This window comes from Paenibacillus sp. FSL R5-0912, assembly GCF_000758605.1.
Classification (GTDB): domain Bacteria; phylum Bacillota; class Bacilli; order Paenibacillales; family Paenibacillaceae; genus Paenibacillus_AQ.
On record NZ_CP009282.1, the window covers coordinates 6,040,252 to 6,066,271 of the forward strand.

A 26,020-nucleotide genomic window follows, 5' to 3' on the forward strand; every position below is an offset into this window, starting at 1 on the left:
GTCCATGAGCAGCAGGTTCCTGTGATCTCCTCCAAAGGTGCAGGTATATTCTCTATGAGGCTTATTTCTTCAGGCCTTTATCCTTAAGGAATTGCTCGAATTGTTTGGTTACCTCTGTTACATATTTCTCTTCGCCCGCTTCCTTCAGCTTACCGTATAATGCAGGCCAGGTTTCTTCGAAGTCGAGTGTTCCCGTAACCAGTCCCCGTTTATATTCACCCCAGACCGCATTCAGGTTGGCGATCTCCGTATTCACCGGCTCGGAATTGAACTTGAAGGCACCTACAGGATTGACCTCTGAATTGGAATTGATCTTTTTGGTCTCTTCCCAGACATTCTCCGGTTGCCCTTCTTTCAGATAGGAGTTGAATACGCTGCCAAAAACCCAGTCCATATTCGGCAGATAACGGGAATCCGCCTTTGCCTTGATGTAATCCCCATCGGCCTTATCATAGTGTTCACCGGCAACACCATTGCAGAGCAGATTGTACAGCTCCTTGTCGGTATTCACCAGATTAAGGAACATCATCGCACGTTCCGGATTAGGGGCCGTACGGCTGATCGACTGGTTGGTCGTAGCCGAATAGCCGTTGGAGAACCAGTCGCTAAGCGGTACAGTAATAACTTCGTTGCCGCCGTTTTTGGCCTTCACCTCAGCCTCCACACCCGGCTTGAGAGTAACATTGAAATCGACTGCAATTTGGCCTTTGGCCAGGTAATCATTCGCTTTTTCGGTAGCGGCATCCTTGTAAATATAGCCTTCCTTATACCATTTGCTGGCCAGCCGGAAATTGTCCAGCTCTTCTTCCGGATAACGCTGCAGCGTATACGTAGGATCATCCGTTTTGATATAGAAATGGTCATCCAGCCCCGGAACTACCCAATATTTGTCGTCATGGGACTGCGGATTGATGAAGGAAGTGCCGAATACGCCAAACGGAATGATGTCCGGTTCATTTTGCTTGATTTGGGCCAGGAACGGTTCGATATCCGCTATCTTCTTGATGGAAGCGGTGTCAAGTTTGTACTTGTCGGCGAAGCGCTTCTGGATGATGAAGCCATAACGGGAGCCGTTGATCTGCTGGTTCGGGATACCGTAAATTTCCCCGTCGACCGACAGACCGTCCCACATTACCTGCGGCACATCTGCCTTAAGCTCCGGCGCATATTCATCCAGCAGGGCATCCATCGGCTGGATGGCACCTTTGCGCACCAGCTCTTCGGGCTTCAGCATGTAGCCGGTCCAGAGAATGTCGAACTTCTCGCCCGCTGCAAGCACCGTGTTCATCTTCTGCACATAGTCCCCGATCGCAACAGGCATCAGCTTCACTGTGGCATTAATCTTCGCCTTCACAATCTTGTTGACTTCCTCCTGCACCTTCTCCTGATCGGCCTGCAGCTGCGACAGCGGATAATACCAGGTCAGTTCGACCGGCTTCAGCTCGCCTGCGTTTCCTGATTCCGGAGCTGCACTTTGCGTGCTTTCCGCTCCGCTTCCTTCCGCGCCCTTCCCGGCATTGCTATTGCCGCCGTTATTGTTGCCTCCGCAGCCGGATAGCACCGATCCAACAAGCAATACAGATGCCAGAACTCCAAACAGCTTCTTTTTCATGTAAGTGACCTCCTGTACTTTGTACATGTAATTGTATGTTAACCCTTTAGGGAGCCAACCGTAAGCCCTTTGACGAAAAACCGCTGAAAAAACGGGAAGATCACCAGCATCGGTCCGCCGGCCAGTACGGCAATCGCCATCCGCGCCGAGCTGTTGGGGAAACTCGATAGATCGATGCCCAGCTGTCCGGTAAATTCAGAGTTCGTCGTGAGAAATTCAATGCTGTTGAGCGTCCGCACCAGCAGCAGCTGCAGCGGCACTTTGTTCGGATCGTCGATGTAGAGCATCGCGTTGAACCATTCGTTCCAATACGTGAAGGATATCAGAAGACCCAGAGTAGCCAGCGCAGGCGTCGACAGCGGCAGGATAATCTTGAAGAAAATGCGGAATTCCCGCGCCCCGTCAATTTTCGCCGATTCAATGATCTCCAGCGGAATTTTGGACATGAAGCCTTTCATGACCATGATGTTGAACGGCGACAGCAGAATGGGCAGAATCAGCGCCAACAGGCTGTCTTTCAGATGCAGATATTGCGTAATGAGAATGTAGGAAGGAACGAGTCCCCCGCTGAACAGCATGGTGAAAAATACATAGAACGTCGTCGCCCGGTTATACCGGTAATCCTGCCGAGAGATCACGTATGCAGTCATCGCGGTCAGCAGCAAGCCGGCCAGCGCACCAATAATGGTCACCGTGAAGGTCACTCCATAGGCGCGGAGCAGAATGTCAGGAGCATCCAGCAGATAGCGGTAGGCATCCAGACTGAAATTTTTGGGGATAAACTGATACCCGTTTTCGGTCAGCGACTTCTCATCTGTCAGCGACACGGCGATGACCAGCAGAAACGGCAGGACGACCACAATCGACAGCACCGTAAACAGCAGATTAATGAACAGCTTGGAAAATTCGAATTTCTTGCCCACTGTCAGGGCACCTCCTTACCACAGGGAATTATCAGAATCAATTTTGCGCACGATTCCGTTTGCCGTCAGCACCAGCACCAGACCCACAACCGACTGGTAAAAGCCTGTAGCCGCAGACATGCTTACATTACCGACTTCACGCAGCGCACGGTACACATAGGTATCGATGATATCCGTAGAGCCGTAGAGAAAACCTGAGTTGTTCGGGATAAAATAATGCAGGCCGAAGTCGCCGCGGAACATGTTGCCGATAGACAGGATCAGCATAATGATGATGATCGGGGCCATCAGGGGGATTGTGATTTTGAACGCCATCTGCCGTTTGGTCGCCCCGTCGATCCGCGCTGCCTCGTAATAGTCGCTGTTAATGCCAATAATGCCGGCAAAATAAATCAGCGTGTTGAACCCCACCACCTTCCATAATTGAACCAGAATAAGAATCACCGGCCATGGCCCCGCATTCTGGTACCAGCTCACCGGATTCAGCCCGAAGGATTCCAGGGTGCGGTTGATAAAACCATCCGAATGGTTCAAGAAGGCATAGGCCACATAACCTACAAGTACCCAGGAAAGGAAGTGTGGCAGAAACAAGGCTGTCTGGTAGAACTTGCTCCACTTGGCCTTGATTTCGTTCATCAGAATCGCCAGCAGCAGTGCTGCCGAGGTACCTACCACAATGTAGGCGGTATTATATAGAACCGTATTACGGGTTATCCGCCACGCCGTATCCGTAGTGAATAAATAACGGAAATTATCCAGTCCCACCCACTTGCTGCCGAAGATGCCGAGATCATACCGGTAATTTTTGAAGGCGATAATCAGGCCGATCATTGGAATATACGCAAAAATCAATTTGTACAGGAGTCCCGGCAGTGAGAGCAGAAACAGCTCCCGGTTGTTCCGGAAATGGTGAAGCTCTCTTCCAATCCACGTTCTTCTGCGCGTTCCCGGCGGCGCACCTGAACTTGCTCTTTGTTCCGCTAGTGGAACCTTATTCAACATAACCAAAGCCCCTTCCTTTCCTTCCTTAGCTGCAGCTGTTTGCCTGTGTACCAGGCTTTGCATGACTAACAATAGCGTGAATCAGGCTTCGGTGTTACTGTACAATTGCAAGATTGCTGTAAAGAGGGGCTGTATTGTTGCCAGTTTCCTGTTCCGGCCGGGCGAAGCCATACGTGGCGCAGCAAAAAGCCCGCTAAATGAACATCGCTCATTTAGCGGGCCTGGCTTAAGGCTGCAGAGGCTTGTTTACTTGCTGCGGTCAATGGCGGACTTCAGGCGGTATTCCTTCGGCGTCGTTCCGTAGCGGCGTTTGAACAGACGGTAGAAATAGCTTTCGTTGCCGAACCCGACCTTTTCCATAATCTCTGTAACGGTCAGGTCCTTCTGCTCCAGGTACTCTTTGGCATAGGCCAGGCGGGCTGCATTGATCTGATCCACGACTGTCGTGCCTTCCTGCGCTTTGAATACCTGTCCCAGATAGACCGGGTTCATCTTGAGCATATCAGCAATCCGCTGTACATTCAGATCCGGATCGGCGTAATGCTTATCAATAATTTCCTTCACTGTTTCGGCCAGCAGCCGGTTCTTATCCTCCCGCCCGCTGCGCCGCTGCTCTGCCACCTCGCGTACAACCTCCAGAAGTACGGCCTCAATCTCATCCAGTGTCTCTTTTTCCAGAATACGCCGGTTAACGGCCTGCAGGTTGACCGATACCGGGTTGACGTTGCGGTTGTTCATCTCGCCAAGCGTATTGCTTAAGGTAACCGCAAGATGAAGAACCGCCGAGAACATATTCTCGTAGTTGAAGCTGCCGAGCAATTCTCTCCATTTGCGGATCGTCTGCTCCGTTTCTGCCAGATCCCCGCCCTTCAGTCCTTCTGTCAGTTGCCGTTCCAGCTCCTGCGGGATACGCAGCGATTCATTCCGCTCATTCTCCCGCAGCATTTCAGGCTCAATCACTGCTCCCTTGCCGAAGACCATCCGGTAGTTCGAGTGACGCATGGCCAGATTGTAATGCCGGGAGATACAGCGGTAATCCGTGAACACTTCGCTCAGTGTAACCGTAAAGGTAATATGGTAGTAGTCAAAAATCGTCTGCTGAAGCTCCCGGAAGCGCTCTTCCAGCTTCGCAAGTGTCCCGGCTCCGCTGCCGGTGATGAAGACCAGATGGCCGCTTTTCATATCGGCCGCTTCACAAGTGCCTTCCAGCCGCAGCTGCTCCTGGCCGATATTGGCAATGGCAAAGTACAGCAGTGATTCCATCGGCAGCCCCGGATCTGCCGCAAGCCCCTGCAGATTGTCGATCTGCACCAGCGCCAGCCGCAGCGGCGACGGATAAGCGATGTCTATTCCGTGCTGCTCCCTGATCTGCAGGAATGCCTGTTCATCGAGGCTCTGGCTTGACCCGATCAGGCTGCGCAGCTGGTAGAGCTTCGCAATATTGGACTGCGAGGCCCGTTCCAGCTCCAGCCCCTTCAGCTTGCTGATCATCTCGGTTACATTCGCCGCAATCAGCGACAGCTCATCCTTCGCCTGCGGAGCACCGCGTACATCCTGCGGCACCAGCGTCAGCAGCTGGCCCACCGGCTTATACAGCCGCAAGGCAAAGAACACGGACAGCAGAATAGCGAGCAAAGCAACAGACAGCGTGACCGCTATCTCCGTCCATTTCATCTGCCGGACGCTGCCCAGCACAACATCGTAATCCTGCATGCTGACAATCTGCCAGTTATTCAGCGCTTTGCTCAGATAAGTGACCTTATACTTCCTGTCTCCAAATGTATAGTTAAAAGAATTAAGCGGCGCAGACGAAGAAGCAATCCGCGGCAGCAGGTCCGCCTTGATATTAAGACCGGCCGGAAGAATCCCGTCGGTTGAAATAAGCACCTCACCATCACTGTCCGTAATGAAGAGTACGTCTTCTTCCCGTTCCGCCACATGATTAAGCGCTTTCATGTTATCCAGCATCCATCCCGGCTTCACTGTCAGAATCAGCACATTGTCATTAATAGAACCGAGGGTGTCCCCGTCATATATAAAGATCGCAAATACGTCTATCCCCTCATCCTTACCGTCAAGGTCCAGCGGAATCAGCTGCAGCTTCGGCAGATCCGCCCGCGAGGCCATATAGTCCTTAAGGGAACCGTAAAGAAGACTATTGTTAATATCATGGTTGAGCGACGAGAAGAACCGGTGCTGGGCCCCGTTGTAAAAAACGGCAGCATGCAGATACGGGGAAGCTGCCACCGTATGGTTGAGGCGCTCAATCTTGAGAATGCTCTGCCTGTAATCCGCGCCGGACTTCAGCGCGAGCAGCTCTTCGTCATTGTACAGGGAAACGGCCAAATCCTTCACGATACCATTCATGTTCTCTATATTGTAATTAATTTGGGTCAGCAGCTTGCGGTCGGCTTCATTCTGCAGGCTGAGCACCTTGCCGCGGGCATTCGAATTCACAAATAGGGAAGCCACAGCCAGCGTGGCGACAACAAGCATAAAGCTGAGTATAATCCGCTGTAAATACTTCCGCGAGCGGATCGTCTGCAATACATTCATAGGTGATCTCTCCCGGCTCATAGGGTGACCTTAATATAATCCCGCGCCATTTTGCTTGTCAATCCGCTTTTCTGCGGGCCGCCTCCCCGAATTCCTCCGCACCCGGCAGCGTATCCTGCTCTGCATCGAACACATTCCGCAGAAGTGTCCGTGCGATTACCCCGTGTCCTGCTGCGTCCGGATGGATTCCGTCGCCATATCTATACGAGGCATTCAGTGACCGCTCCTGCCGGATATGCTCCAGCAGCGGTGTGCGCAAATCGATTATGCCGTCCGCAGGACATTCACCGGACAGAAGCCAGCCCGCATAACGCTCCAGCACCTCATCGTAATTCTGGTAAGGAGCCAGATAGCTGAAATCAGCCGCATCCGCCGGCTGCAGCTGGCCGTTCATTGACGGGGCATCGAATGGCGGCGGTGTCATCAGCACAACTGCAGCGCCGGCTTCACGGATTTGTGTGCTCAGCTGCTGCATCCCCGCCTGATAGGCTGCGAAACGCTCTCCCGACAAGGGATGATAAATCCCGTCATTCATCCCGTAGCAGGCTACGACCACACCCGGAGACGCTGCCGCAAGCTCTCTTGCCAGCCGTTCATGAATGCAGGGACGCGGAAACGGATGCGCCGCTTCGCTAAGGCCCGAGACCGTCTCGCTGGGGACACCGCCCGGGATTAACTCCACCGCCAGATCCGGACGGTGCTGCTTCAGCCATTCCCGGATTAAGCGGATATACAGTCCATCCGCCGTAATGCTGTCCCCGAGGAACAGAATCTTGAGATTCGCGGATTTTTTTATCGCGCTATCGATAATCGTATTAATATTTAAAGGCAGCATATCTTCCCTCCTGATCATTGCGCTATTTCCCGGCTTGGCCTATGCCAAGCGGTTCTCCTGCAATCTAATGGTAGCGCCCCCTGCCCTTTTCCGCCTTAACGATCCCGACTTTCTTTAGCATGATATCGACATGACCGTGTTAATAATAACGCAGCGCATTCGACTTGAGCCTATTTGCTCCAATCTAGTACTGCTATCAAATGCAGCGCTCTTGGCAGCACCCGAAGCGGCCCTTAGATTTCCTCCGTTTCGGTAGAGACAGCCGTATCTTGCCTCTGACGCAGCCGCCGGCGGTACGCTCCGGGAGTCAGTCCAAACCTCGAACTGAACAGGCGTGTCAGATAGTTCGGATCTTGAATGCCTACCCGTTCGGCAATTTCCGAAATACCCAGCACCGTACCGCCCAGCAGCTTTTTGGCTTCTTCCAGGCGCAGATGGAGTACATACTGCAGCGGCGTGGTGCCGATATGCTGTTTCATGCACCTCGTAATATAATCCGCCTGGAAATGCAGCTCCTCTTCAAGTCCTGCAAGATTGAACGGCTGTCTCCAGTGGACATCCAGGTAGCCTGCCGCCGCCCGGGCCAGCCGGACCGCCGGCTCCGGCTGTGCAGTCCGTATGCATTCTGCCTGAAGTGCCTCCAGCAGCCCGGCCAGCAGCAGGTGGAGACGCAGCGCATTTTCTGCACTCAGCCGGTTGTGTATCTCGTTCATCTCATGTAGAATCGGCTCCAGCGCCCCTACATCGACAGTGGCGTATTTCGGCATGTACAGGCGCTGCTGTGCAGAGGGCTCCTCATCCTCCACCGTTCCCTTGGCCAGCAGGGATGACCAGGGAATATCCTCCCGCCGGATATACGCCGGCTTAGATTCATGGATGAAGTGCACCCAGTATATTTCTGTATCCTCCTCACACGCCCGGTAACCTTCATGTGACAGTCCCGCCTCCAGCACCAGTAGCTTACCCGGACCCACCGCATACTCCTTGTCCTCTTCTCTCATATAGAGCGTTCCGCGCTTCACCAGCAGCAGATCATACACACCGAAGGTGCGGGCGAAATGCCGGTCCCCCGGAGGCCAGACGGCATGTCCCACCGTTACAAATTGCGGCAGCGGCGGAATCGCTAATTCCAGACACAGCACTGGCTATCTCTCCTGTCCAAGTCGATTTTGTGCTATTCAAAGTCTATAATATCACTGGCTGCCCCGGCATAAAAGAGGTACATTGACTGGGAATCCGCTTTTCATCCAAATCGTATAAGGGGTTGTGTATCCATGCGTTTTCGTCAGGTTCACCTGGACTTCCATACTTCTGAATTAATTCCCGGCATCGGCAAAGATTTCTCCAAATCCCAATTTCAGTCCATGCTGCGCGCCGGTCATGTTGACTCTGTTACGGTATTCTCCAAATGCCATCACGGCTGGGCCTATCATCCCAGTGAAGCCAATGAAATCCATCCGCAGCTCTCCTTCGACCTTTTGGGGGACATGATCAGTGCAGCTCACGAAATCGGAGTCAAGACGCCGGTATATCTGTCCGCTGGCCTTGATGAGAAGCTGGCCCGCCGCCATCCCGAGTGGCTGATCCGTGATGCAGAGGACCGCACACGCTGGGTGAAGGACTTCATGACGCCGGGTTATCATGAGTTTTGCATGAATACACCTTATCTGGACGTTTTGCTGGCGCAAATCCATGAAGTAGTCTCCCGTTATGATGCTGACGGTATCTTCCTCGATATCGTCGGCGGCCGTAAATGCCGTTGCCAGTACTGCGTCTCGGCAATGCAGGCAGCCGGCCAGGATCCCCGCGATGAAGCAGCCGTCACGGCCCTCGGTGAACAGACTTATCTGAATTATGCACGCCGTGTCCGGGAGACGATTGACGCGGTAAAGCCAGGCCTTCCGGTCTATCATAACAATGGTCATCAGCAGCGGGGCCGCCGTGATCTTGTCCAGGTTAACAGCCACCTCGAGCTGGAGTCACTTCCGACCGGAGGCTGGGGCTATGATCACTTCCCGCTGTCAGCACGGTACGCCCAGACCCTGGGCATGGAATTTCTCGGCATGACCGGCAAATTCCATACCTCCTGGGGCGAATTCGGCGGCTACAAGCACCCGAACGCGCTGCGGTATGAGGCCGCGCTCAGCCTTGCCCACGGTGCAAAATGCTCCATCGGTGATCAGCTTCACCCTTCGGGCTTCATGGATGAAGCGACCTATGCCCTAATCGGCGCTGCCTATGCCGAGGTAGAGGCGAAGGAGCAGTGGTGCAGCGGAGTGAAGTTCGTTGCGGACATCGCTGTCCTGTCCCTGGAGGCGGCACGTGAAGCCTGCCCAGACGGACAGGCGCTGAAGGGACAGCGGAATCTGGCTGATGCAGGAGCAGTGCGTATACTGAGTGAAGGACATTACCTGTATGATATCGTGGATACATTCAGTGATTTTGCCGCTTACAAAGTGCTGATCCTGCCGGATGAAGTGCCGGTATGGCCGGAACTGGCTTCCGCTATCGAAGCCTTTACCGCTGAAGGCGGCAAAGTGTTGGCCACTGGCCATTCAGGACTCAATACGGCAGGTGATGCTTTTGCGCTGAATCTGGGAATAAGCTGGCTGGGAGCCAATGCCTACCGGCCTTCTTACTTTAAGCCGTATTTCACTCCCGGCGCCCTCCTGCCTGCTTCCTATGTAATGTATGGTGAAGGTCAGCTGGTAGAATTGCGGGAAGGACAATCGCTGGGTCACCTGGAGAACCCGTATTTCAACCGCGATGTCTTTACTTTCTGTTCGCATCAGCATACACCTGGTACCAGAGAAGATAAGGGACCGGCCATGGTTGAGAGCAGCAGCGGAATCTACATCGCCTGGGATGTGTTCAGTGACTATGCGGAAGGCGGCCACCTTATCCTCAAAGAGATGGTGCTCCATGCACTGTCCCGGCTGCTGCCGCGTCCCACCCTGCGCACCGGTCTGCCAGCCCGGGGAATAACAACCCTGCAGTACCAGCCGGCAGAGAAGCGCTATGTGCACCATCTGCTCTATGCCGCCCCTGCACTGAAGGGCCGTATCGAAGTCATCGAGGACATCGTGCCGCTGCGGGACATTTCTGTCAGCCTGCAAATTCCGTCTCCTGCCCAAGTCCAGCGGGTCTATCTGGCTCCTTCGATGACTGAGCTGCCGTTTACAGTAAGTCCGGAGGGTGAAATCTCGTACACGATTCCTTACATGGAGAATCACCAGATGGCAGTGATCGAGCTGGCCCGTTAAAAAACAAAATTCACCTACAGGTGAATCCAGATCATACTTATTGATTGCGTTTCACCTCAGTTGAAGTTTACCGGGCGGGATCTATATGAACTATCCGCTCAGCAGGCGGACTGAGATTCCGTTATTTGAGCAGATCTGGCGAAATCGTGGAGTATCCGGACCGAGTGCAGTTAGAATAAAAGGTGGACGCCCGTTAACAGACTGGCCGATAATGAGACTAACGGAGGTGTGTTCAATGGGAGAACATCGGCAACGCTATAACGAAGAGTTCAAAAAGCAGACCGTGCAGTTCATTCAAGAGCAAACGAAAACGGTGGCGGATTTGGCGGAAGAACTGAATATCCCCAAAAGCACGCTGCATCAGTGGATGAGCCAATACCGGGAACTGAAGCATGAACCGGCAGCCAGCATGGATCGGGTCCGGGAACTTGAAGCCCAGTTGAAAGAAGTGAACCGGCTACTGCAAGAGAAAGAGAGCAAGCTGTCCGATGTAGAGGAAGAACTCGCAATCGTAAAAAAAGCAGTGCACATCTTCAGCAAACCAAGGAACTGAAATTCCAGTTCATGGAGAACCATCGCTCCGAGTTCCGCTTGGAGAAGATGTGCAAAATCCTACAGGTGTCCAGGAGCGGATACTATAAGTGGCGGACAGGATCCCCTTCAACAGCGTATAAGCTTCGAAAAGCGGCGATCCTGAAGCGAATAAACTATCACTTCAAGGATCAGAAGGGGCGATATGGGAGTCCCAAGATCACCCGGCTGCTGCACCAAGAGGGCTTTACCATTACGGAACGTACCGTAAGTGTGTATATGCGGCAAATGAAGCTCCGCTCCATTGTATCCAAGACGTATCGTGTCCAGACTACCAGCTCCAACCCTAACCATCCGATTGCCCCGAATACCTTGAACCAGCAGTTTAAAGTCCTTACACCCAATACAGTATGGGTGACAGACATTACGTATATTCCATGCCGTGGGGGCCGGCTGTACCTGGCGAGCGTCATGGATCTGTGTACGCGTGAAATTGTAGGATGGCGTTTATACGACCATATGGAAACCCGTCTGGTCCTGGATGCCTTACAGGATGCCTACACTGCTAAACGGCCGGGAAAAGGACTCTTGCACCACTCGGACCGGGGTTCCCAGTACACCTCTCACGAGTACCGTGACCAATTGAAGGCTTACCACATGGAAGCAAGCATGAGCCGCAAAGGGAACTGCTACGATAACGCCTGTATGGAGTCCTGGCATAGCCTTTTAAAGAAAGAACTCATCTACTGCAATCCGCGTTTCAAAAACAAGGAGCAGGCGTACACGGCTCTTTTTCAATATATTGAGTTTTACTACAACCGCAAGCGAATCCACAGTGCACTAGGGTATCTTTCGCCTGCCCGTTTTGCCGAGCAATTTAACAGAAAATCGGTCGCGTGAACGTCCACTTTGTTGACAGAGGTCCATTCCTAAGTTCGTGCTTATTTAACCCAAAGAATGAAGAATCTTTAATGAGAACCCTACTAAATATAAAACCGGAAAGCTGATTTTCTTTAGTTTTTCTAATGAACTCTTCCGCCAATTGAGCTGAAACCCTTCGAACCATCCCTTCATTAGGATCATTAAGACTTTCAATCTTTGAGTACCAAAATTCATTATCTGAAAATATTTTCTCCGTGTATTCATTAATTGCTCGGTATTTATATAGTACTTTCTGCATAAATTACTCCCAAATAAAATATTTTAGATTTGCACTCTCATGTACTTTATCAAAAATCAAGTTTGAAATTTCAGAAACCGTCTTTTTGTACTGCCTATATATGTGGTCTAAATGTTAAATAATATTAATCAAAAAACTCTATATTAATATCGATTATCTCTTATTAACTCAGGCGTATATATCCTTCCACAATGCCACCATGGTCTGTCATATACCCAACGGGATCCGGCTCTTTTTATGCTACACTGACACCTCTAATTGATCAAAAGCAGCGTTGAAAAAGTTATCGTCTGTGTGGAGGACTTGTTATGGATTCTACTTCATTTGACCTCTCCATAATCTGATAAAGGATATCATCAAGCGTATCAATTAATGCCTCTCTTTTGGGACCGTCTTTATTTCTCACAAATTCCAATACTTCCATAACCGCATCCTTTACCCTATTCCACCTTGCAATAGTAGCCACTATCATTATTGAAAATATGAATATTACTATAAATAACGAGATATTAAGGTTAATAGAGTGATTTTCTGTTTTCTTTATAAAATTTGGTATATTCTTTTCCACATTATAATAGGCATAAATTCGAGTTACTAGTTGTGTAATATTAGGTAGTGTAATTGCTAATAATAATCCCGGAGCTATTAACGGTGGTAGCTTTTTCTTTTTTTCATCCTCGCGATAGCTATCTATTAATTTTTCTATCTTCCACTTTGAATACATTCCATTTTCAATTAGGTATTCGGTTATTAAATGGATTTGTATTTCTGAAACAGTTGTTTGCCATTGTTTTGGTTTTATATTTATGGAATATTTCTGTTTTATGACTTTCATTGCTTTGTGTGCCAAAATCCGATTCATTCCGAATAAGGTGGCTATGAGAAGGACAGTAGCAGGCAATGAAATTAATAACCACTTAGGAATTGATGTAAGAAATAAAACTGAGGCCCCCGTCGATAACGCCCCTACCATCGATAGGCACACCACAAAGAAATATAACTTATGAAAAGTCGGCATATATTTGTAAATCAAGGCTTTACTAGAAGCAGAAGACTTAAAGTACTTAAAAAGTTTATTTTTCAATTTTCACCTCAAAAAAAGAACAATTTTGTCTAGTAATAGTATATTTAATGTAGAACCATATGTATGTGAATTCTTTATTATTTATAAGGATTTAAGTGGGAAGAATGCCAGTAGCTGTTCTAACTGAAAGAGGCTCTGGTCTGATAAAGAGCCTCCTATCAAATTGAACGGTCGGTGATGACTTTTTAAGATGGAGCCTGCTGCATCTACCCTTAAACAATTATACCTTCGAAATTTTTTTATCTACTCTTTTAAATTTCATACTCCCGGTTGTGCTTCTCCCGGTAAAGTAGTGCCCTTCCAAAAAAGGTTCTCCTTCTGAATTTAATTTAATTCTCAGTTTAGCTGTACCATCATGATTAGGATTGGTATCTCTATTTTCATCAGCATCGTTATAATATGTGTAACAGAGATACTTTCGGCCAGCCTCATCTATCCAAATATCACTTGTGTAGCTGCTACTATAACTCTTCTGAGTTTCGAGCGTCACTTTTATCTTATCAAATTCATGCTTGATTTCCATAGTGGTTGGTATAGGTGCTCCTTTTTTTTGAGTGGCTTTATCAATATAATCTGAAAAAATCATCCCCTCCCATTTCCCTCCTATATAAGGTACTGTGCATAACCAAGGGTGGAACAAATGAGGGAATTTTTTCCATATAAATTGCTTAAATAATAATGTTTCTAATAGTAGGGATATACCTGCAGCACTAGCTGCGGATGCAATTATAAAAAAGTTATATGGAGGTCCCTTAAATAATACCATCGTAATAAATATAATTATTCCTAAAATGATCCAAATGCGCCAATATACATTGGAATTATACAAGGTGATTTCCTCCCTTAATCGTATTCATAGAATTCAGTTAGATCAGAAATAAATAATTTCATTTTCTCAATACTATCGCTGGTCGGGCACAATAATTTAATGCCATTGGCTTCTTTATAATAAGTAAGTTCACTTTGTTTATTTTGCAAATGGCGCATTAACATGTAAAACATAAAAACTTTACGATGTTCTTTATACTCCAAATAATACTCTGTTGGTATATTCCACAGTAATGACTCTAACGCAAATGAACTAACATTATTAGCAGAGGGTATACCGTTTTCATCCATTAAGTAACGAATTTTTTTGATAATACGAACCATTTTCTTATAGTAGTGATTAGTGGCAACATTTTTTTCTTTACCATTTTTTATATGTTGTTCCGGATAATTTATAATTTCCTCTCCCGAATCCGCAATGATAGTAATTCCTCCTACATAATTCATTGGATTGTTACTATAATCATAACGGAAATCCTTATATCTGCGGCAAGGTACTGAGTCAGCATCTTTTCGATATGAGTTTCCATTTATCTTAATAGATTTATTTTTTCTTTTTACATCTGAACCAAAACGTTCTCTTAATGCATCTTCAATTTCATCTTTGAAGGTTTTGGCTTGAGCTTGAACGGTTACAAATCCATAATTCGAATTACTAACACCCGCTCTATAATGGGTTTGAAATACATCTTCCTCTACAACAGCAATATCTACATCACTTTGTGTTCTCACATTAGTATTGTTTGCGTACGAACCTTGTAGAAAAACCTTGATTTTTTTCCCAGATGAAGATTCAAGCTCTTGGAAATATGCATATGTTTCAGCATACATGGGCTCCACACTGTTTCTTTTTTCTTGGAAGCCCAATGGTTTTAAAGCGTTCACAACCATACTAATTGCATTTTTGCATTGCTGATCCTCAGTTTGACTTAGGGGCTGGGAATAATTATTTAACATAGTCTCAGTAAATTTCATACCAATTCCTCCATTAAGACATTTTAAATTCAGGAACAAGCGTTTGTATTAATCCAATTATATTCTTTTAATCATATAATTCCAATTAATAATTACTCTTAAAAATCTATTATACTTAAGCACCTTTACAAACATCTCTAAGCTTTCGACTATATTGATGCTATAGTTATGAATCCTCCTAATTCTATGGCACCCTAACTGATATCTTCTTGTAAACTGCTCTCTTTTTCTTAAGTTATGGTTTGAGCATTAGTGTTCATAAACTACCCGTTCATATAGCTTAATGAGCATCCTTCAGTCTAATATTTTTTATCTTTGAGCGTTAAATTAATGTGTTTTCGTTTGGGTATTTTATAACTTAAAAAGCACTAAAACAGCGCATAATTAATCTTATGCGCATTTATAATAAATTTTATAATGACTATACCTATCGTAAAATGCTTTATAAAATGAACATTTTTTTACTTCGGGAGCAAATGGTCGCAGGTTTTAATCCTGCCGTCTCGACCATATAAACGACAAAACTCTTAATTTATATATTTTTTGTTCGAATTTTATAGACTATGCCTCAACTGAAAGATAAAAAAAGTATGGTAGCAAAATGGTTTCCTTTCAATTCAATAAAGTGAACTACCCAATGTATGTTTTTATTAAAATTCTCATTCAACATGACGTCTTTACGTTAAAAAACTATAAAGTCCTATGCTGCTTTTCAAAATGTCTTACCGTCAAACTCCATAAAATAAATTTTATACTAACCTTAGAAAATGAAATAGGGACAGCAAAGGACGAGATAAAATCCTAGACTGTCCCTGTTCATTAAATTAACGCCTCCCGTGAGCGGAAGAAAAAATCTCATCTATGAAATTCAGTTAAATACCTCTATCTCAGCTATTGCGTAATGAGACCATGTGAGATTCGCACTATTAATCTTAACCCTAACTCCTTGCACATTGTTAACAGGAGTAAAGGATAACAGCCTGGAATCTGTTGGACCGTTCGTCGACCAAGCCACTGCACCCGAAGAGGCTACGGTTGTCCAATTGGTACTCCCGTTTGCTGACACCTGGATATCCCAGTTCGTCGGGGCCTGGCCTTGAGCATAAGTCGAAGACAGGTTTACTGCACTAACTGTCTGAGCCGTACCCCAATTCAAGGTAACATACTGTGGAGAGCTTGGGTTATTCATGCTCACGACTCCCGTTCTGGGATCACCGTCATTGACATTGCCCGTCGGAAACTGGCCATCGTTGCTGGTCGTACTTGGGATAGCAAACAGAGCAATGTTATTATTGTATACCGAAAGCTCCTCTATAGCATAGTGTGACCAAGTTAGATTAGCACTGTTAATCTTGATTCTTACCCCCTTCTTGTTGGTCACCTGATTAAAGGAGATTTCTTTGGCTTCTGCGGTGCCGTTCGTAGTCCAGTTAACGGTTCCTGAAGAGGCTACTGTTGTCCAATTCGTGCTTCCGTCAGCCGATACCTGGATATCCCAGTTTGTCGGAGCTTGACCTTGAGCATAGTTTGAAAATAGTTTTACAGTGTTAAAGGATTGCCCGGCGTTCCAATTTAAGGTAACATATTGCGGAAATCCGGGGTTGTCGATGCTAATAATTCCCGCACTCGTCCCGTCATTGACATTACTTGCCGGCCCATTGCCATTATTGCTTGTTGTGCTTGCAGTGGCAGTTAAAGCGAGATTGGCTGGACCTGCCGGAATACCGTTATTGTAATGAAGTCTAACGTATTCTGTTCCGCTTATATTTACAGAGAACGTACCATCTGTATTATTTGTAACGCTTTTGGAACCCGTCGATACCCAATTGTGATTAGCATCATAATAACCAATTTCTGCTGAATTCGGTATTCTGTTCGTAACTCTAAATGTACCGCCTCCGCCTAAACCCATAAGCATGATATCACTGTTTGTTTTAAGCGCTACGCCCAATCCGGAATTAGTCGTACTGAAGTTCACATCAAAGCCGATTGATTTGGTTTCACTGCTCGTTGAATTGGGATTGTAGAAGTAGCTAATATCGGTTCCTGATTTATAGGTTGTTAACAAGGGCTCTTTCGCCAATTGATGATTGGCAGCGGCAATAATGGCAGCATGCGGTCTCCAGGTATGGTCCAGATTCACCATCCCTTCTCCGTCAATGGATTGAAATGCCATTTGATAAATCGCATAATGTACGGCTCCCTTATCATAAGCAGCTAAATATAGATAAGGGGTATTTGTATATGGACTGTTTTCTGAAATTGACAGAAATTTAGTCGAAGGGTTTATTGAGTTTTGGATATTATTAATTTGCGCAGTATAGGGATCATTCCCCCAGAAGTCTATATTAGGGGCATAGTTTAGCAAATTATTAATAATTGAAGCATTCTGGCACCAGTAATTCATTCGCGTGTAAACGGAATAATTACTTTGTTTGATGACCTGAGCTAGCTGATCTTGATAAATGGCGAGCTGATGCTCTGCGAATGCAGCCCCATTTGTATAACCAGAGGCATTATAAGCCGCCGTTGTTTCCGGATCGTAGGAACGGTCCCACTCCCCACCTCCGCTGCATGCCAGCGCATTTACCATAGACTCGTTATTAACCTGGATTCCTATTGTCGTATGAGCGGTATCAAAGGAAGCCAAATGGTTCAAAATAGCCTCTAACGCTACCTTTTCCCGGTTCAACGTGTCTGCGTCTGCAAAGCTGTATCCCGTACAAGTTCCATCGTACCCGTTATTATATGAATAGATAGAACCGTCACTATTAATATGTCTGGTATACGTCGAAGTATCGCTTGTGATATAAGACGGCAGGAAGTTAGAACAACCACTACCGGCCACAAGCGTGCCGAACCATAAAATTTCAAGTTTCAGTCCATTGTTTTTACTATTAGTGATAAAGGAATCCAGCCAGGTCCAATCATAATTGTTCTGCGTAGGCTCCATCTGGCTCCATGGCAAGGGAATGCTTATCGTATTAAAGCCCTGATCCTTTGCATCTGTATAAAAAGCGGCAGTATCCGCTAATGTTTTTCCGCCATACCATAGCATACGGTCAACTCTCAATTGGACAGCAATTGGATTAAACGGCTTGCCGTCCACTTCGAGGTATGACCTCCCTGCGTCTGTAATCGAAACCTTGGAAATAACCGTTGCCGCATTCGTAACAGAGGCAGTATTTATTAGACTTAAGAATAGAACGATCGCCAACACTATCCCTACGCGCACTTTAATATTCTTTTGTAAAGAATGGCTCATGCAGATTCCTCCTGACAGTTTTTTTAATCATCTATACCCTTAAGCCTTCAAGGCGATATCTGCACTGGATTTTCCCAAATGCCAAATTCATATATTCTTGCCCCTCTGTATGTTGATTCTGTCTGTGGATTTGTAATATATAATCGTACGTATCTGCCGCTTGCGCTGACATTTCTCTCTGTTATATCCGCTGTATTCCCTGTGACCGTATCAGCATCCGTCCAAGAGTTCCCATCGTTACTGACCTGAAGTTTAAAATCCCTTGTGTTAAGACTTTGGGGCGCCCAAAACTCATAGCCTCCTGCATGCTTGACCACATATCTGCCGATTGGCTGAAGAGATCCCAAATCAATCTGCAGCCAACTCGTCTCTCCAGGTACAACCCAATCCGACTCTGTAGAACCGTCAAATGCCAGTTCCGGTCCTTGGCCATTGGCTGATCCGCTTGCCAAAGCTGGTTTGCCCAATGCCAGATTGGTCAGCGAATTGTAAATGTTGCCCGCAAGCACTTGATATCCTGAATCATTCGGATGCAAATGATCCGGGAAATTATCAATCATGTTTTGAGTTACCGTATTATTATCGATCACAGGCACGCCTGCTTGTTTGGCCGCCTGAATTGTTAACGGGACAACTTCCCCACTTACGACGGAATCGTATACTCCCCAAACCCCGGGATACACTGTAGGACTGAGCGCAACATAAACCTTAGGATGTGAGGGCAAATTTTTGTAACTGTTAATCATTTCTACATAATTGCTGATAAACTCATTCTTATACTGCCAGTTTTCTGATTTGGAGTCGTTCGTACCCAGCTGGATAATTACAATATCAGGAAGCCAGTTCTTACTGTCTGAGTACACCTGTTCATTCCAATAAGGGTAGTCACCCTTTTTCAGCATCGTCCTACCGGATACCCCGTAATTGTTCACTACATACCCTGGACCCAACAAACTCTGCAGCTGAGCCGGATAACTTGTTGCAGGCTGGTTGCTAGCCCCTAACCCAAATGTGATACTATCACCGACAGCAGCCACTTTAATGGGGGAAGCTATCCTGGTGTCTACGACCTCGATCTCTGTTACTGCGTAATGAGACCAAGAGAGATTCGCACTATTAATCTTAATCCTTACTCCCTTCATATGAGTGACAGGGGTAAAGGTCAGCTGCTTGGATTCTGCAAAGCCGTTAGTCGTCCAGGCAATTGTTCCCGATGAGGCAACCGTTGTCCAATTGGTGCTGCCATCTGCAGACAGCTGTATATCCCAGTTCGTGGGACCCTGGCCTTGAGCGTAATTCGTAGAGAGTGTTACAGCATTGAAGGCTTGCGCTGTACTCCAATTCAAGGTTACGTACTGCGGAAAGCTTGGATTATCCGTGCTAACGAGTCCTGTTGAATTTGAGCCGTCATTCACATTACTCGTCGCAGTTTGGCCGCCGTTGCTTGTTGTGCTGGCTGTTGCTGACAATGCCAGATTTGTTCCATCCGCTTTTGAGATTGTCGACAGGTTTAACATCACCGCACAGATCAACAAGGCGATAGTAGTTAGGGTTATTATTTTTTTGCCTATCATGAGATCTCTCCTCATATTGTTGTAAACACAACATCGGAACGGCTCTTTCAATTTTTTCCGAGCAGAAATTGCATCGTCATGTCGTTTGATCCAGGCAAATTTTCATGTCCGTAGTCAGGATAGACCACAAGCTGTTTCATCGCATTTATTTTGTTATACGCAGCGAATTGGGTAGAAGGCGGGCAGACATTGTCCATCAGACCAATAAACATCAGCACCTCCCCGTAAATCCGGCCCGCCAGATGCTGCAGATCGATATAACCCAGCCGGGTAAAAATCTCCTCCTCCTGTTCATGCAGCGGGTCATGATTCCTAAAGAAGCTGCGAAGCTCCTGGTACGCATCCTTGGCCAAATCCATCTCCCACACCCTTTTATAGTCGCACAGAAATGGAAATACCGGAGCAAGCTTTGATATCCGGGGCTCCAGAGCCGCGCAAGCCAGTGTAAGCGCGCCGCCTTGTGAACCTCCTGCCGCGTAGACGCGGGCAGGGTCGGTATCGGGAAGCTCAAACGCTATTCTGGCCAGCTGGGCTGTATCCAGAAAGATATGCCGGAACAGCAAGTTGTCGGGATGATCATCCAGCCCCCGGATAATATGGCCGTTCAGGGTGGTTCCTTTGACACCGCCGGGGTCCTCGGAGGTACCTCCTTGTCCGCGCACATCCATCGCCAGCACAGAGAACCCGAGTGAAGCAAAGCTCAGCTTGTCGCTCCAATCCCCGGCGTTGCTGGTGTATCCATGAAACAGAAGGACTACTGGATGAGGTCCCTCCCCCCCCTTCGGACGGATATATTTGGCGTGAATCCTTGCCCCTCTGACACCGTTATAATATAAGTCCATGCATTCGGCATGGGGCGTTTGAAAATCGCTTGGCACAAGCTGTACCTGTGGATCAACACCTCGCAGCTCTGCAAGCGCACGCTCCCAGTAGGCATCAAAATCGGCTGGTTTGGGGTTTCTCCCCTTGTATTGGTACAATTCGTTCAACGGCATATCCACAATTGGCATGATGGTCGTTCCCTTCTTCATTTAATAGGGGTATCCCCGTCTACCGCATCATTCATCTATTGAACCAGCTACACCGAAATTAAGCTTGAAGCGGAATGATGCGTCATCTTCATACCACATTGGAAAATTAGTCCCCCATACGTTGTTATGCAGGTTGACATGCATCCCGCCGTCCAGCTGAGCAAATTCGTTATCGAAGCGAAGCAGCCGTCTTGCTCCAGGCGAAACAAGCGGGGCATCCAGCGTGCTGATTGCCAGCGATCCGTCCGCCCCCTCATAGCGCATTCCCCGGTTCACGGCATGAAGATAACGATTGCCATCCTTTACGACTTCCAGCGGATTGACCCATTGGTTCATTTTGTCAATACGCCATCTATTGGCATTGTCCAGCATTGGAACGAAAGAAATCCATGATGCTTCTGGCAGACGATTCGCATCCTTATTCTCCCACGTTAGCACGAGATCGATTGTTGAATGTTCCCTGCAGAAACGGTATTCCAAGTGAAGTCTGCGCGGTGCTCCATAGCATTCAGATGCTTCTTCAGGCATAGCGAGAGTAACGCGTAAGACATCCACCGCATCTAACGAATGATATTGTAAACTTGCGACTTTCCCGGTATATAGCAGATTGGCCGGCCGTGGGTCGAGCAGCTCGATTCCCGGCTTTCCAAAATCAGCATCCGCCCATGGATGGGTGACCGCCAGGTTCTCTGAATAGCAGCCGAACCAATGCTCATAATTGGCCGGGCCGAACGTTTCGTAAGCATACAGCCCAAGCGGGAAGTCTTGGTCAGCCCATTGTTTTCCCCTGTTGTCTTTCAAGTGACGGATCGAACCGTCAGGTCCGAAGGAAACCTCGAAGGCACCGAGCTTATAAATCGTGTTAACCATAAGTTGGACCGGATCCGGTAGTGTTGAGTCTTTCGGTGAAAGAGATGCCAGCGCGGCCAGCGCCTCATTCCTTTTCGATTCGCTTAACGCTTCTACCGCTTCATTTACGTAGTTTCGCTGCTCCTCCCAAGACGACTCGAATCGGGAGAATGATCGGGATGGATTTACCTCTTGGGAAGCGCCTTGGGTTAACCGGTCCGCTTCATCCATCGCGAATGCTCCGATATAAGCAAATTTGGCCGGAACTGCATCCTCCGCAACCTGGTCTGACTGCCTTGCACTCCGGAAGGCACCCTTTGAATAGTTCCGAAAATCGCACAAGTGCTTCTTTTCGTCCATGCCCCATGTATGCTCGGGAATAAGGAGCAGAGACTCACAGAAAGCAATATACTCCTCCGATTCTTCCGTCCACCTTTCCTCCCGGAGCCACTTCTCCTTCAGCCGCAGCAGCTCGCGGTATCGCGAGACCTTAAACGGATCTGTTCCTGCTCCGTGAATCCATGTATCCCCGATTTCCTCACGGACGACGGGAAGTTGCTCCCTGCGCATCAACAACTTCTCCGCAAAGGCGTTGAGGGTCGATGCCTTGATCTCGGCATTCGGGTACTTCGCCGCAAGACTTGCGAATTGCCGGACAATCTCCCCTGCAGATGGAGGTCCGCAGTTGTCCCCGGTATGCGCGAAGATTAGCACATCATTCATTCCTTCGAGGATCATTTCTTCTCCATAGTTGGAAGCATAATTAACGATAATCTCCGAACCGTCCTGCTCATTCAGCCAGCGGAACACTTTGGGGACGGATGGCACCTTAGACGCCGGGTTCACACCGAGGTGCAAGTATTGAAGACCCGCTTGTGCCATATGAGGAATCATTGCAATCGTATGTCCCGGAACATCCGTCATTTTGGCCGCTATCGTCCGTTTCCCGAACCTGAGGTCCATCTTTGAGGATAGGGACAGTCCATATCGAAACAAGGATGTATCCATAAGCTCGGTATGCGTCGTGAACGGCAGTCCATGCCAGACGATATGACCAGCTTCGATGGCATTCTTTAGTCTCTCGGCCTCTGGCGGCGTGCCAGTCCGTAAAACATGGTGAATCAACCAAGAGCCCGTCGTCCAGAGGAAGCGTTCAGGTCCACTGCTCGCTGCCAGTTCTTCCGCCAGTGCGATGGCTTTCGGAATATACTCACTCCGATACCGGGCAATTACATGATCTGCGAAGTCCGTAAAACCGATATCCAAATGCGTCTTGAATACGATATGGACGGTTTCAATTTGGGTATTCACACTCTTTGATAACGACATACCAGTCTCACCCTTTCAAAGCCCCGGCAGCGATGCCGCTAATAATATATCTTTGCATGAACATATAGAACAGCAGGAGCGGTGCGATACCCAGAACCATCATCGGGAAAAAGGCCGTCCAGTCCACAGAAAACTTACCGATATTCCGGTACACTTCAAGCAGGATGACACCTTTCTCACGGCTCTGAAGAAACAGCAGCGGAGTAAAGAAGTCGTTCCAGGTAGTTAACGTATTTAGAATGGCGACTGTGGCGATTACGGGAAGAAGAAGCGGCAGGGTGATCCGAAAGAAGGTGCCTACAACCCCGCAGCCATCAATAGAAGCGGATTCCTCAAGCTCAATTGGCACGGTGGTCATGAAATTCTTGATCAGAAATATATTGAACGAGATCAGCGTAAACACATTAACAAATATGACAGAAGCAGGATTGTCGATGAGTCCCAGATCGCGAATGAGACGGAACAGCGGGATTATTGATACCTGGAAAGGAACGGTAACCCCAATGATAAAGAAATAAAAGAGAAAATTGTTTAACCGGGTCTGATGCCTCGCGAAAGAATAAGCTGCAAGTGACGCGCAGAGCAGCACCCCAAGCACCGAGCTGACAGTGATGAGGAGATTGTTCATAAAGACGCGGGGATAGTTCATTGCCTTCCATGCATCCGCATACCCTGAAAATTTCCAATGTGCAGGCAATCCCAAGGGGTGCAGAGTGGCCTCGCTCGAGCTTTTAAACGTTGTTATCAGCAAATAATAAATCGGTATAACCATGCCGATCGCCAGAACGATCATCAGTAGCTCCAGGAAAAAATCTGAACGTTTGTTAGCTTCTAAGGTTTTCAAAACATTCTCTCCTCCCACTTGTTTAGCACCTTTAACTGGATGAAGGCGACAATCATGATAAGGAAGGAGAACACGACGGCGAATGCGGAACCGTATCCAAACTGGGCTTCAGTAATCCCCTTGTTCATAAGCGTCATCACTATAGTCTCTGTCGAATGACCAGGACCTCCTCCTGTCATCGAGAAGATAACATCAAATACCTTCAAGCCGCCTATCATGGCCATAACGGTATTGAAGCTAATCGACGGCAACAGAAGAGGCAGCGTGATCTTGATGAATACCGTCCAGGGCTTCGCGCCATCGATGGAAGCAGCTTCATAATAGTCCTTGGATATTCCCTGCAGGTTCGCCAGGTAAATAATCATCGCATACCCTGTCCATTGCCACACCTGTGTGAGCAGGATCGAATACAGGGCTAGTTTCGGATTTCCCAGCCAATTGATACTGTTCAGACCCAAAGCCTGCAACGCCTGATTGATAAGACCGTAATCCGTAGAACTCATCAGATAAGACCATAGAAATCCGACCACCAGCGGGCTCAGAACCGCAGGGGCAAAAAAGATAAGCCGGAGCCAATTCCGGGACTTCAAAGGCCGGTTTAGTGCGATCGCAAGCGGGATAGCAAGAACATTCTGCAGCAGTGTCATCAGCAATGCATAAATAACGGTATTCTTAATCCCGATCAAGACGCTGTCATCTCTGAACAATCTGAGATAATTGTCGATTCCAATCCATTTCATATGCGGATGGATCAAGGAATAATTCGTGAAGCTGTAAATGGCCGTTTGAGCAAGCGGATAGATATAGAAAATTAAATATCCGATCAAAGCCGGCAGGACGAACAATTGGAACACCACATTGCGTCTGAAATTCCATCCAGTGGTTTTCATACTTTATCCAGCTCCCTAGTTTAATAATGGGATGCAGCGGCTCAACATATCGCCGCATCCCTCTATCTATTCTCTTTATTTCATCGAATCTCTAATTTCCTGCGCCTTCTTATCCGCATTTTTTAGCACCTCTTCGATGCTCTTCCCGCCGGCAAGGTGATCCTGCAGCTGCTTTCCTAGTTCCATAATGAGATCGGCTCCGGAAAGCATGCCCCAGTTGGCCCAGGGAGCATAAACATGTCCATCGTCAAAGGCTGCCTTTGAATCTGAATATTGTTCCGGCAGATCACTGTTGTCAGCCCCCTTGAGGAAGGACGTTCCGAAGCTGTCTTTGATCAGCGCAACTTGAGCTTCAGGTGTAGAGGTGAAATCCAGTATTTCGAGCGCCGCAGCCTTGTTCTCTCCGTTCTTGTTTAGCGCCCAGGCACTGCCTGGACCTCCGACAAGCCACCCGCTTCCTTCCTCAGTTCCAGGAATCGGGAACATGCCTAGTTTCAGGTCCGGGTTCTTTTGAATCAGCGTATCGTAAGACCAAGGTCCGCTCTCCCACATCGCCGCTTTGCCCGTAGCGAATTCGTCGAGTGCCTGATCGTATTCCACTCCAAGCATATCGGGAGTCAGGTTTTTCTTCACAATGGTCTCGTCCCATTTCTTGAACGCCGGCAGCCACGCTTCCGACAAAGTCGCTTCTCCCTTGCCGAACTTCTCATCGAAATCCTTGTTCTCCGGCTTCGAGTAGAAGTCATTAAGTGCCACTGCCATCGCTTGCTTGTTCATTGGCTCCCATGACTTGGCGCCCATCGCCTGCGGCTTCACGCCGGCGGCGCGCAGCTTATCGTGCAGCTCCATCCACTCGTCGAACGACTTCGGCGGCGTCAGGCCGTTCTGTGCAAATATATCTTTGTTGTACCAAATGCCTTCAAACCAAGATTGCAGCGGAATCGAGTAGACCTTGCCGTTTAAGGTTAGCGGCTTGATCCCCGTATCGTAATACCTCGAAACAAAAGGCTGGCTCGTCAGGTCCTCCAGGTAGCCAGCCGCGATCCAGCGGGCATCCGCCCCTTCGAGAATATCCGGACCTCCTCCACTAGCCAGATATGTCGTAACTACATTCGTGAATTGCTTGTTATCGACAAATTGGTACTGAATGTCGTAGTTCGGAAAATGCTGGCGAAGCAAATCAAGATACGTTTTGCGCACCTCCTCCTTATTGAAACCAATAATCTTGACCGTTGACTTCTCCGTGCTGCCGTTTGTTGAAGGTGAATCTGTAGCAGCGCTTTCATTCCCCTTGTTGCCGCCTCCGCAAGCGGATAAAATTGTAGATAACAAGAATAAAGATACGATGCCCCCTGCTAACGCCTTCTTCAAATAAAACCCCTCCTAATTTTTTATTTCGCAAACACCATATATTGATTGCGCTTACATTTCTGATTATATTCCTATATC

Annotated in this window: 19 protein-coding genes; 3 read left to right on the forward strand and 16 right to left on the reverse strand. The window is 47.9% G+C overall.

The window, feature by feature from the left end:
* Positions 1 to 61: 61 nt before the first annotated feature.
* The 6 genes from R50912_RS25520 to R50912_RS25545 all read right to left on the reverse strand — a co-directional run bounded on the left by R50912_RS25520 (position 62) and on the right by R50912_RS25545 (position 8,070).
* Complete coding sequence (locus R50912_RS25520; RefSeq protein WP_042238758.1) at positions 62 to 1,612, reverse strand: ABC transporter substrate-binding protein; 1,551 nt, start codon at positions 1,610 to 1,612, stop codon at positions 62 to 64.
* Positions 1,613 to 1,650: 38 nt separating this feature from the next.
* Complete coding sequence (locus tag R50912_RS25525) at positions 1,651 to 2,535, reverse strand: carbohydrate ABC transporter permease (protein WP_042238760.1); 885 nt, start codon at positions 2,533 to 2,535, stop codon at positions 1,651 to 1,653.
* 15 nt (positions 2,536 to 2,550) lie between these two features.
* Complete coding sequence (locus R50912_RS25530; RefSeq protein WP_042238761.1) at positions 2,551 to 3,537, reverse strand: ABC transporter permease; 987 nt, start codon at positions 3,535 to 3,537, stop codon at positions 2,551 to 2,553.
* 246 nt (positions 3,538 to 3,783) lie between these two features.
* Entirely contained in the window at positions 3,784 to 6,093 is a 2,310-nt protein-coding gene (locus R50912_RS25535) for an AraC family transcriptional regulator (protein WP_042238763.1), read from the reverse strand.
* 58 nt (positions 6,094 to 6,151) lie between these two features.
* Positions 6,152 to 6,928 (reverse strand): SGNH/GDSL hydrolase family protein, encoded by a 777-nt coding sequence (locus R50912_RS25540; RefSeq protein ID WP_052416686.1) that lies wholly within the window; start codon positions 6,926 to 6,928, stop codon positions 6,152 to 6,154.
* Between the two features lie 233 nt (positions 6,929 to 7,161).
* Positions 7,162 to 8,070 (reverse strand): helix-turn-helix domain-containing protein, encoded by a 909-nt coding sequence (locus R50912_RS25545; RefSeq protein ID WP_042238765.1) that lies wholly within the window; start codon positions 8,068 to 8,070, stop codon positions 7,162 to 7,164.
* A gap of 132 nt (positions 8,071 to 8,202) precedes the next feature.
* On the opposite strand from R50912_RS25545, the gene R50912_RS25550 reads away from it, so the two are divergent.
* The 3 genes from R50912_RS25550 (at position 8,203) to R50912_RS25560 (ending at position 11,622) form a co-directional block, all read left to right on the forward strand.
* The gene (locus R50912_RS25550) at positions 8,203 to 10,191 is read left to right on the forward strand and encodes an alpha-amylase family protein (RefSeq protein WP_042238767.1); all 1,989 of its coding nucleotides are present in this window, start codon (positions 8,203 to 8,205) and stop codon (positions 10,189 to 10,191) included.
* 235 nt (positions 10,192 to 10,426) lie between these two features.
* Entirely contained in the window at positions 10,427 to 10,744 is a 318-nt protein-coding gene (locus R50912_RS25555) for a transposase (RefSeq protein WP_042238769.1), read from the forward strand.
* A gap of 11 nt (positions 10,745 to 10,755) precedes the next feature.
* Entirely contained in the window at positions 10,756 to 11,622 is an 867-nt protein-coding gene (locus R50912_RS25560; protein WP_081956649.1) for an IS3 family transposase, read from the forward strand.
* Between the two features lie 563 nt (positions 11,623 to 12,185).
* On the opposite strand, the gene R50912_RS25570 is transcribed toward R50912_RS25560, so the two are convergent.
* The 10 genes from R50912_RS25570 to R50912_RS25615 all read right to left on the reverse strand — a co-directional run bounded on the left by R50912_RS25570 (position 12,186) and on the right by R50912_RS25615 (position 25,942).
* A complete protein-coding gene (locus R50912_RS25570; protein ID WP_197072981.1) occupies positions 12,186 to 12,875 on the reverse strand; it encodes a hypothetical protein in 690 nt (229 codons plus the stop codon).
* A 331-nt stretch (positions 12,876 to 13,206) separates the two neighbouring features.
* A complete protein-coding gene (locus R50912_RS25575) occupies positions 13,207 to 13,815 on the reverse strand; it encodes a Cap15 family cyclic dinucleotide receptor domain-containing protein (protein WP_042238774.1) in 609 nt (202 codons plus the stop codon).
* A gap of 14 nt (positions 13,816 to 13,829) precedes the next feature.
* The gene (locus R50912_RS25580; RefSeq protein WP_042238777.1) at positions 13,830 to 14,789 is read right to left on the reverse strand and encodes a nucleotidyltransferase domain-containing protein; all 960 of its coding nucleotides are present in this window, start codon (positions 14,787 to 14,789) and stop codon (positions 13,830 to 13,832) included.
* 868 nt (positions 14,790 to 15,657) lie between these two features.
* A complete protein-coding gene (locus R50912_RS25585) occupies positions 15,658 to 18,054 on the reverse strand; it encodes a discoidin domain-containing protein (protein WP_042238779.1) in 2,397 nt (798 codons plus the stop codon).
* Between the two features lie 47 nt (positions 18,055 to 18,101).
* The gene (locus tag R50912_RS33550) at positions 18,102 to 19,628 is read right to left on the reverse strand and encodes a discoidin domain-containing protein (protein WP_052416687.1); all 1,527 of its coding nucleotides are present in this window, start codon (positions 19,626 to 19,628) and stop codon (positions 18,102 to 18,104) included.
* Between the two features lie 47 nt (positions 19,629 to 19,675).
* The gene (locus tag R50912_RS25595) at positions 19,676 to 20,638 is read right to left on the reverse strand and encodes an alpha/beta fold hydrolase (protein ID WP_042238782.1); all 963 of its coding nucleotides are present in this window, start codon (positions 20,636 to 20,638) and stop codon (positions 19,676 to 19,678) included.
* A gap of 48 nt (positions 20,639 to 20,686) precedes the next feature.
* Positions 20,687 to 22,837: a DUF5054 domain-containing protein gene (locus R50912_RS25600; RefSeq protein WP_052416688.1), complete on the reverse strand. Its 2,151-nt coding sequence runs from the start codon at positions 22,835 to 22,837 to the stop codon at positions 20,687 to 20,689.
* A 7-nt stretch (positions 22,838 to 22,844) separates the two neighbouring features.
* Complete coding sequence (locus R50912_RS25605) at positions 22,845 to 23,681, reverse strand: carbohydrate ABC transporter permease (protein ID WP_231637712.1); 837 nt, start codon at positions 23,679 to 23,681, stop codon at positions 22,845 to 22,847.
* The gene (locus tag R50912_RS25610) at positions 23,678 to 24,571 is read right to left on the reverse strand and encodes a carbohydrate ABC transporter permease (RefSeq protein ID WP_042238785.1); all 894 of its coding nucleotides are present in this window, start codon (positions 24,569 to 24,571) and stop codon (positions 23,678 to 23,680) included. Before R50912_RS25610 ends, R50912_RS25605 begins: the two co-directional genes overlap by 4 nt.
* 75 nt (positions 24,572 to 24,646) lie before the next feature.
* On the reverse strand, positions 24,647 to 25,942 hold the full coding sequence (locus tag R50912_RS25615; protein WP_042238787.1) for an ABC transporter substrate-binding protein: 1,296 nt from the start codon (positions 25,940 to 25,942) through the stop codon (positions 24,647 to 24,649).
* Positions 25,943 to 26,020: the final 78 nt, after the last annotated feature.

Coding starts and splice junctions, on each gene's coding strand:
- R50912_RS25520 (WP_042238758.1), bottom strand. CDS start 1,612: ATGAAAAAGAAGCTGTTTGGAGTTCTGGCATCTGTATTGCTTGTTGGA.
- R50912_RS25530 (WP_042238761.1), bottom strand. CDS start 3,537: ATGTTGAATAAGGTTCCACTAGCGGAACAAAGAGCAAGTTCAGGTGCG.
- R50912_RS25535 (WP_042238763.1), bottom strand. CDS start 6,093: ATGAATGTATTGCAGACGATCCGCTCGCGGAAGTATTTACAGCGGATT.
- R50912_RS25540 (WP_052416686.1), bottom strand. CDS start 6,928: ATGCTGCCTTTAAATATTAATACGATTATCGATAGCGCGATAAAAAAA.
- R50912_RS25550 (WP_042238767.1), top strand. CDS start 8,203: ATGCGTTTTCGTCAGGTTCACCTGGACTTCCATACTTCTGAATTAATT.
- R50912_RS25555 (WP_042238769.1), top strand. CDS start 10,427: ATGGGAGAACATCGGCAACGCTATAACGAAGAGTTCAAAAAGCAGACC.
- R50912_RS25560 (WP_081956649.1), top strand. CDS start 10,756: ATGGAGAACCATCGCTCCGAGTTCCGCTTGGAGAAGATGTGCAAAATC.
- R50912_RS25570 (WP_197072981.1), bottom strand. CDS start 12,875: ATGGTAGGGGCGTTATCGACGGGGGCCTCAGTTTTATTTCTTACATCA.
- R50912_RS25580 (WP_042238777.1), bottom strand. CDS start 14,789: ATGAAATTTACTGAGACTATGTTAAATAATTATTCCCAGCCCCTAAGT.
- R50912_RS25585 (WP_042238779.1), bottom strand. CDS start 18,054: ATGAGCCATTCTTTACAAAAGAATATTAAAGTGCGCGTAGGGATAGTG.
- R50912_RS33550 (WP_052416687.1), bottom strand. CDS start 19,628: ATGATAGGCAAAAAAATAATAACCCTAACTACTATCGCCTTGTTGATC.
- R50912_RS25595 (WP_042238782.1), bottom strand. CDS start 20,638: ATGCCAATTGTGGATATGCCGTTGAACGAATTGTACCAATACAAGGGG.
- R50912_RS25600 (WP_052416688.1), bottom strand. CDS start 22,837: ATGTCGTTATCAAAGAGTGTGAATACCCAAATTGAAACCGTCCATATC.
- R50912_RS25610 (WP_042238785.1), bottom strand. CDS start 24,571: ATGAAAACCACTGGATGGAATTTCAGACGCAATGTGGTGTTCCAATTG.